Annotated in this window: 1 protein-coding gene; it reads right to left on the reverse strand. The window is 30.5% G+C overall.

Going from position 1 to position 640, the window contains the following annotated elements:
- A partial coding sequence (locus D0817_RS24770) for an ATP-binding protein (RefSeq protein ID WP_161568467.1) occupies positions 1 to 472 on the reverse strand: 472 nt, incomplete at its 3' end.
- Between the last annotated feature and the right edge of the window lie 168 nt (positions 473 to 640).

A 640-nucleotide genomic window follows, 5' to 3' on the forward strand; every position in this document is an offset into this window, starting at 1 on the left:
TTTCTATTTTATTAATTTCTTTTATGTAAGAGCCGTCAGCTTTAGCCATTTTAAGTTTAGAGAAAAGTTTATTGATATTAAAATACATTACTTTGTAGCCCATCATACAGGCTTTATAACCAATTGCTGTAGCTATAAAGCTTTTGCCAACACCCGTACTTCCACAGACCAGGATGTTTTGTTTGTTTTTTATAAAATCACAAAACTCAAGTCTGTTTACCAAGTTTTTATCTACTCCTCTGGAACTGTCAAAATCGATTTCTTCCATAAAAGCTTTATACCTAAACTTGGCAGTATTGATCAATCTTTCTACTTTTCGATTTTCTCTGTCATCATATTCAGAGTTAATTAAATAAGCAATAAGTTCATCATTTGTGTAATCGATACTACTTGCCTCTAAAGTAGTATTAAAGGCTCTGGACATTCCGTAGAGCCTTAACTGTTTCATTTTTTCTAATGTTTGATCATTCATATAGTTATTTTATTAATGGTTGTTATTTGTAATATTCCTTGCCTCTAATATTATTATGTATTGGTATTTCTTTATCTTCAATAGCAGGATCTTCATCAATGAAGTCTAATCCTTTCTCCAGGATAGATTTGATGATTGGGTAATTTATTTTTTCATAATCCATCGCTC

It is taken from the genome of Flavobacterium cupreum, assembly GCF_003996965.1.
Lineage (GTDB): Bacteria > Bacteroidota > Bacteroidia > Flavobacteriales > Flavobacteriaceae > Flavobacterium > Flavobacterium cupreum.